At 40.4% G+C, this 7,287-nt stretch carries 5 protein-coding genes; all 5 read right to left on the bottom strand.

Annotated features, from left to right (window positions below):
* Nucleotides 1-310: 310 nt before the first annotated feature.
* Genes RH95_RS06965 through RH95_RS06945 form a run of 5 tightly spaced genes read right to left on the bottom strand, consistent with a single transcriptional unit; the run spans nt 311 to nt 7,244 of the window.
* Nucleotides 311-1,246 (bottom strand): conjugal transfer protein, encoded by a 936-nt coding sequence (locus RH95_RS06965; RefSeq protein WP_001224320.1) that lies wholly within the window; start codon nt 1,244-1,246, stop codon nt 311-313.
* Complete coding sequence (locus RH95_RS06960) at nt 1,243-2,238, bottom strand: bifunctional lytic transglycosylase/C40 family peptidase (RefSeq protein ID WP_001842741.1); 996 nt, start codon at nt 2,236-2,238, stop codon at nt 1,243-1,245. Before RH95_RS06960 ends, RH95_RS06965 begins: the two co-directional genes overlap by 4 nt.
* 2 nt (nt 2,239-2,240) lie before the next feature.
* Complete coding sequence (locus tag RH95_RS06955; RefSeq protein ID WP_000804748.1) at nt 2,241-4,418, bottom strand: CD3337/EF1877 family mobilome membrane protein; 2,178 nt, start codon at nt 4,416-4,418, stop codon at nt 2,241-2,243.
* A 2-nt stretch (nt 4,419-4,420) separates the two neighbouring features.
* Nucleotides 4,421-6,868 (bottom strand): conjugal transfer ATPase TcpF, encoded by a 2,448-nt coding sequence (gene tcpF, locus RH95_RS06950; protein WP_000331160.1) that lies wholly within the window; start codon nt 6,866-6,868, stop codon nt 4,421-4,423.
* The gene (locus tag RH95_RS06945; protein ID WP_000723888.1) at nt 6,852-7,244 is read right to left on the bottom strand and encodes a conjugal transfer protein; all 393 of its coding nucleotides are present in this window, start codon (nt 7,242-7,244) and stop codon (nt 6,852-6,854) included. Before RH95_RS06945 ends, tcpF begins: the two co-directional genes overlap by 17 nt.
* Nucleotides 7,245-7,287 lie beyond the last annotated feature (43 nt).

The raw sequence follows: 7,287 nt of genomic DNA, 5'->3' as shown, positions 1-7,287 counted from the left end.
ACGTACTGTGTGCATAACCATAGGTATACAAAGCATACAGATATTCTCTGGATACTTTAGAATCACATGATAAAGGTATTCTTAAACTGGGTACAAAAAACTAAGCCCTCCTAAAAAAGGACATCCAATTATTTGTTCCCACTATCAAATTGACAGTTTATTTAAGAATACCTTGCCGCATATTTATTAACTCCTTTTAAATAGATACTTAAATAATAGCACGTAAGAGCATATTTGTAAAGGAATCTCCAATTTTTTATCAAAGAGAGTACGTGATTACAAAATAGCTGTAATAATGTACCAATATTTGTTATTCTATAATCTTCCAATTACTCCCGTTCTTTTCAAGTACCAAATCAAATTGAGATACCTGCGTTGCTTTGGTCTGCTGGTCGATATACTCCACTGTCAGCGATACCGTGACTTGATTATCCTTACGATTGTGAATAGGATTTACCAGTTCTTGAAAGATGTACTCTTTTCCGATTGGTTTTAATATCCCGTCATTCACATAGTAGGAAAGTTCACTGGCTGTCGCTGTAGGATAGAGCTTGAAGAACGTCGTTAAAAACTCATTGATTTCATTGGTTGTAATGGAATCAACCGTCCCCTCACTTTCAATGGCTTTTGGTTTATAACTTGATTTCTTAGGTATGTTGGTAATGGTCGGATTCTTAACCAGTACCATATTTCCAGAACCATCTACATAGACACTCACTATATAAGCAGAGTGGACGGTCTTTGTATTTTCTCCCTCTGTAATGAGCTGGTCTACACTGTAGGTTACATTAAACTCATTGTCGCCAGTTGGCTCTACCGTCCATATCTGAAATCCTCTTACAGAAGACGATACAGGAATATCTTTGCGTACTGTATCAACATTGAGAGCTTGAAGTTCATCTGTCAGATAGCCTTTTAGACTTTCCATTCGATTATCAATGGACTTATCGGATTGCTCCCATGAATAGTAGACTTTCGCAAAGTTCTCTACAAAATTTTCTACATGATGAGTATCAACGTATTCCTTTTCTATGATAGTTGTTTCGTGAATAGTATGAGTATCTATAGCTGTAAAGTGCTTGAATATCGCAAAGCTGAAACTAAGCCCTAAAAGTACCCACAAGGCAATCACAACCTTTTTATGAGGATTGACCTTATAGTAGACACGAGGTTTCTTTTCCTTTGGTATCTGTTTTTCTTTATTCTGATTTTTTCTAAATTTCATCATTAAATCTTCCTTTCTCATTGTTTGATTCGTCCTGCTCCCACTAAATGCTGTTGCCAGTAGGGGCTTGTTAAGTCGGCATAACCGATTGGGTCGCCTGCATGAAACATACGGTTATTGCCAAGGTATATCCCAACATGAGTAATATAAGAGCCAGCGTTATAGGTAGAATGAAAGAAAACCAAATCGCCAGCTTGTGCTTCCGATAGTGGGATATGCTGGGTCACATCATATTGCTGTTGTGCGGTTCGTGGTAAGTTAATTCCAGCTTTTCCATACGTCCATTGTGTCAGTCCGCTACAATCAAAAGAAGTAGTCGGGGAAGCTCCACCGTAAACGTATCGCCAGCCCTCATATTTCAGTGCTTCGTCCATGATGGCTTGTACCGTATCATCATCAAACTCTGTTGTGACAAGATACTGCGTTACCAGTTGCACATAAAACATATTGCCATAGTTGTATCGCCAGCCCCCATTGATAGGTATGGCTATGGGATTGGGGTAAGACACTTTTTCGCCACCTGAATACTCTTTTGAGAAACTTTGAGCCAGTTCAAAGGTATATTTATTTCCACGATTAGCCACATACCCTAAGAAACCACCACCATAATTGTAGGACTGGATAACCGATTCTAAATCTACACTGAGCCTTTCGCTACTGGCTAATAATTCACTGAAATACTTCACACCTTGCTTAATGGATTCTTCTGTACTCAATGAATTAGGTGGAAGACCGAGGGATTCCGAGGACTGCATAACATCTTCCGCAGTACCGCCCGATTCCACCTGTATAATCGCAAGAAGTATGTTGACATATTCTTCAACGCCATATTCTTTGGCATATTTTTCTACCATAGGCTTATGAGCCAGCACTTCTGCGGAAACATTCACACCTCCATAATGAATATTGGAAATTCCGCTGTCCTGTTCATCTGAAAATAAAATGGCAACAAACAGAAGCAGTGAGAAGACCATCAAGAATAATCCAGAACCACCAATCACTAAAGTTTTCAACTTCATGGTTTCTTACCGACTTTCTTAATGGTGGCGGTTTTGATTGGTGGTCTACTTCTTGTATTTTGTAGTGGTACTCTTTGAACAGTAGACGGACGTTCTTTTGTGATTGGACGTTGTGAAGTTCTATCTGCTGTAGTGGTTGAAGTTGCTGGCTTTTGAACGGTTTTTTCTTGAACGGTATTGCCTTGGCGTTCCACTTTTGGACTTGAAAAATCGGACTTAACTGCTGGACGCTCTTGTTTGGCTTGTTGAGATTCCTTATATGAAGTCTGAATATTAGACTGTTTTGAGGTCTGTTCATCATGATATTGTTCTTGTCTTGTAGTCGGTCTTTCATGAACAGAAGAAGCAGGCTGTTTTTTCTGTTTGACCTGTTCCATTTCAGAGCGACGCTTCGCAATGGTTTTTCGCCTTTGTTCCTGCTGTTCCTTGCGTCCACTGGCTCTGTCCGCTTTGGTTTGAGAAATACTACTGGTTAAATCACGGACATTCTCTTTTACTTTGGATTTTCCTTGATATACTGCATATCTTGCATTGGTCGGCAAATCTTTAACCTGTTCTTTCAAACCACTAGCAGTGTCTACCATTCTGTCTTTGGTATCAGCTACTGTACCGATGGTTTGACCGATACGTTTTCCAAGTGTTGATTTTTCCTTTCCGTCTGGTCGGGAGTGATCTGCTTGTGTCCTTGCAGAACTCCCCGAACCCGACTGTCCTTTTTTACCTGTAACAATGGCAGACCCAGCCCCTAGAGTAGTCATGGAACGTCCAAGTTTCCGCTGTAGACGGTGCATGTGAGCGTGCATAAGCATACGAGGTTTTCTCATCACACGACTTCCCACACTTTGAGAATCGTTACTCTGTAGAGAAAACATACTCATTAAATCGCCCAGCTTGAAGTAGATTCCTGCAAAGGTCACAATCTGTAGAAAAGCAATCAAAAAGAACGGATAACCAGCCGATAAGGTATAGAGCATGGTTGAAATACTAAATGCTGTCGTAATAATCAATGTGATTCCAGCTCGTGTCAAAATGGTATTAAAGAGCTTTGTTATGGCTCGTTTTGACATACCATCAAATGATGGAATCATACTTAAAATAAAGCTCACAGGCAGAAACATAGCATAGATGATAAAAAGTACCTGCGAGAAAATCATGATTCCTGTTAATAGGAATACAAATATGGAAATCCCAATATTGAAGACAAATAGGAAGAAGACTGTACCTAAACGGTTAATGGTCTTTGTAATGGTTAGATTGGTATTGCTTCTGTCTTCAATTTCTTCCGCAACAATTTTTTCTCTGTCTTCGCCATTGTTGGAATCTGGGCTGGTGGAGAGCAGGCTTTCCACACGGTCAATACCGATACTTTCAATGTCTGAACTGTTGTATTGAAGCAGTAGCCACGGTTGCTGAACCTGTATGGAAAACAGGCTATCTCTGATTAAGTCCACGCTGTCCTTGCCTTGACTATCGGAATGGGGCATGACAATCTTCGTGCCAAGTGATAAACTGGCATTACTGATGTCTGATGAAAAGTCATTGATTTTTTTAATGTAGTCGGGAGCGTAGGCAATAAAGGAAGCCGATAGGATAAACACCAGCACAAAATTCATAATGGCATGAATTGCCTTTGTGGTTTCTCTCTTTATCAGTCCCGTATAGGCAACATAAACCCCAAGAACCAAAATCAAGAGTAAGAGGAATCCAACATAGAAACCCTCTGTTGAAAATCCGTTTGCACTCACACCAGCTAAGGTCTGCATATTCTTACCAATGGAATCTGCTGTAGCGGAAATGAAGTCTAAGGAATAGGCTTCCTGTACTAAGTAACCTGTCGCATTGGAAACATACAAACTGATTGTCCAAATAAAATTGGTAATGGCATATAGTCCATACATGACCTGTTTTCCAATCCCGTCCGACCAGTTCCACGGAAGCCAGCCCCAGCTATTATCCACATAAAAATCCAGTTGATAGTTTTCAAGTGGGTATCGGCTGTATTCATTTGCCACATTGACCGTATCATCTACCAAGCCCGCAGCTTGAACCACCGTTCCCAGCATGGCTAAAAGAAAAATGGCAATCACAAGTGTGAAAGCCACTGTCATTGCCACTTTACCTAGACGTTTCAGCGTCCAGTTTGATTTTATTCTGTTTACTATTGATGGTTTCACATTTACACCTCTTTTCGCACAGGTGGTCTGGTATCAAAGGCATGGAGCAGTTCTTCAAATACAGGGTGGAACTGTATCACACCGACACGACCATATAAATCACTGATAAGGCATTGCCCGTTTTCCAAATCACGCAATCGCTTCTGATTGTTTTCGTCCTCTGGGTCTACACCAAAAAAGGCTAAGGTCTTTTTAATCTCGTTAAGGTCAGTGGAACGAAATGCAAATTTTAAGCCGAGGTTATTTTTCAGTTTTTCATCTAAGAGGTCGTCTGTATTTTGGGTCACGAAATATACCCCAGCGTTCATAGCACGACCAGCCCGAACCAGCTTCATAGATAGTGTTTTTCCTTGTGCTACCTGTAAAAAGCTCCATGCTTCGTCTAAATCTACAATCTTGAAAATGCTTCGGTCTGTATGGATAAAGTCTAAAGCAAAGGTACTAATGACAATCAGCATAGCAACGGATAAAAGCTCCATAGTGGTATATTCCTCAAAGGAAGTTTCCTTGTCGGGAAGTACCAAGTCCGCAACCTGTATAATGTTCAGTTGTTTTTCTAAGCTGATAGACTGCTCCACATAACCATTACTGAATAATAAATGTGCAAAGTCATAGTCTGTAAAACTTTCGATATGGTCGGCTATACTGGTACTTAGTGGCGTATTCTCAACCCGTAATTCCTCAATCACTTTCATCAACCCTCGTACTTCACTATTGGTTACTGCACGAATGGCTTTTCTAAGGATTGGGAAGCGTTCCCCATCACGAGAGGAAATCCCCGTAAGGAATGTCAGAATATCAATAGCCAGTGATTCAGAATCTTTGGGATTTTTCATAATCACATAAGGGTCAAGTAAGCCTTTGTTTTTCTCATCAGAAGTCAGAGTGACGATATTGATTTCATGGGAAATCTCTGGCAAGGTTTCTTTCCATCTGCCACGTTCTGCTTTTGGGTCTACAATCACTGCTTGTGCCCCATAAAGCACCGCATAATAGACGATAAGGTTATTCGCAAAGGATTTACCACCACCCAGCGAACCAACAAAAGCCGACGCTAACGCATTGGTTACTGAACCCTTAACCCCTTGACTGGCAAGAGCAGGTTTCAGATAGACATTGCGTCCAGTATCTAAGCTGTAGCCAACATAAATCCCCTCATTTTCCCCCAGCATTTGAGTAGCACCAAAACCTAAACCAGCGAGGAAATCAGAGGTCACGTATTGAATATAATCATTCATATAACGCTTGCTGGCAGGTAAAAATTCTTCATGTAAGCCGAGCATATCCCCAAATGGTCGTACCAGTTTTACGCTTAAATCGTCATAAAAATCTTTCACTTCATTACAACGACGTTTGAGTTCGTCAAGATCATTTGCTGATACCCTTACCACATAAGACAGCTTGTACATAGATTCCTTGCTTTGGTCTAAATTGGTTTCCAGCTCATTCACACTTTCCAGAGCTTCCGCCACATTGGAGCTGGTTTCATTATCACTTTGCCAAGCGTGGTTATCCAAGTCTTTCAGTTCTTTCTTTTTATTGCGGACAGTAGATAGGGCTTTACGATTCGCTACAATTTCCACATTCATTGACGTATCAATCGGGAATGTAAATTGCTGTTGCTGGTAGTAGAAGATTTCAGAGGACGGGAAGTCCAGTTCTCCGACAATGCTGTTAATGGTAAAGTAAGCTACATAGACGGTTTCATCTTCCTGCTGGATTTTCAAATATCGCTGTTTTTCTTCCACCAAACAGCGAGTAGGCTTAATCAAGTCATAGTATTTAATCAGCGTTTCATTATCCAGCTTTTTCTTTGATAGATGGTACTCATACTCTTCATAGGCAGTGCCTGTCTGTCCGTAAAGGTGTTCAATCAGATAGCCGAAGTCGTCCTTATCTAACCTGCGGATTTTGAAACGACGAGAGATTTTATTTTCTAAGAGCTTTTCCATCTTCTGAAAACGCAGGATTTCATCATTACTCATACTAACAAAATCGCCCATCAGCTTATGGTTCACATCATAGACAAAATCAGACAAAGCATTTTTTGCTTCAACGGTAAGACTTTTCATAGAAAACTCCTGATCGTTGAGAAGCAACTTAAAGCCGATAAAGAAACGGTAGTTCACTTGATTTTCGCCAATCATGGATATTAAAGCGTCTGTCTGTTGGTCGATTTTGTCATAGGCAACCGCTTTGAGCTTGCCAGTGACTTCATTTTTGGAACGCTCTTGTGCAGAACGTATGCTGGATTCTGTACTGATTTGTAAAGCATGAATTTTGCCATCACGATTTTGTGCGATAAGCTGTCTGAAAGAATCATGCACTTGTATTTTCTGTTCTGGACTTAGAAATGAGTAATTGTAAGGAACAAGCTCATAGTAAGCATAACATTCCCCGTCTTTATTCCAGACGAGATTGTTTTCAATGTATTTAATTGGATATGCCATAAAATTCACTCCTAACTGCTGTAATGGCTTCTTGTGGCTGGTTTCTGCCAAGCGTTACTTTTTTTCCTGCATAGGTCAGCTTTGGTCGCAGTGCATAAGCAATGACAGACTTCAAAAATCCATAAGGCTTTTTACCATCAAAAGTTTTTGTAGACATAAACCATGTGAAAGCCACAGGAATCCCAAAGTATTTGAGAAATGCTCCCTCTATCATGGAAAGAGGGGGCAAGTTGCCAAGTATCATCACTGCAAAGAGTGACACGACAAACCATGTCATTTGCGTAAAGGTTATGGGAAACGGAAGTCTAAAATCATTGATAGAATACAGTACCTTTTCCACAGACCAGATACTGGTATAGCTTCGTATTTTCTTCATGTAATCAATCCTTTCATAAAAAATAGGGGTAGCTGATTGAGCC

The organism is Peptoniphilus rhinitidis 1-13 (genome assembly GCF_000246925.1).
Classification (GTDB): Bacteria; Bacillota; Clostridia; order Tissierellales; family Peptoniphilaceae; genus Peptoniphilus_A; species Peptoniphilus_A lacydonensis.
This window is presented reverse-complemented; position numbering and strand designations above follow the sequence as displayed.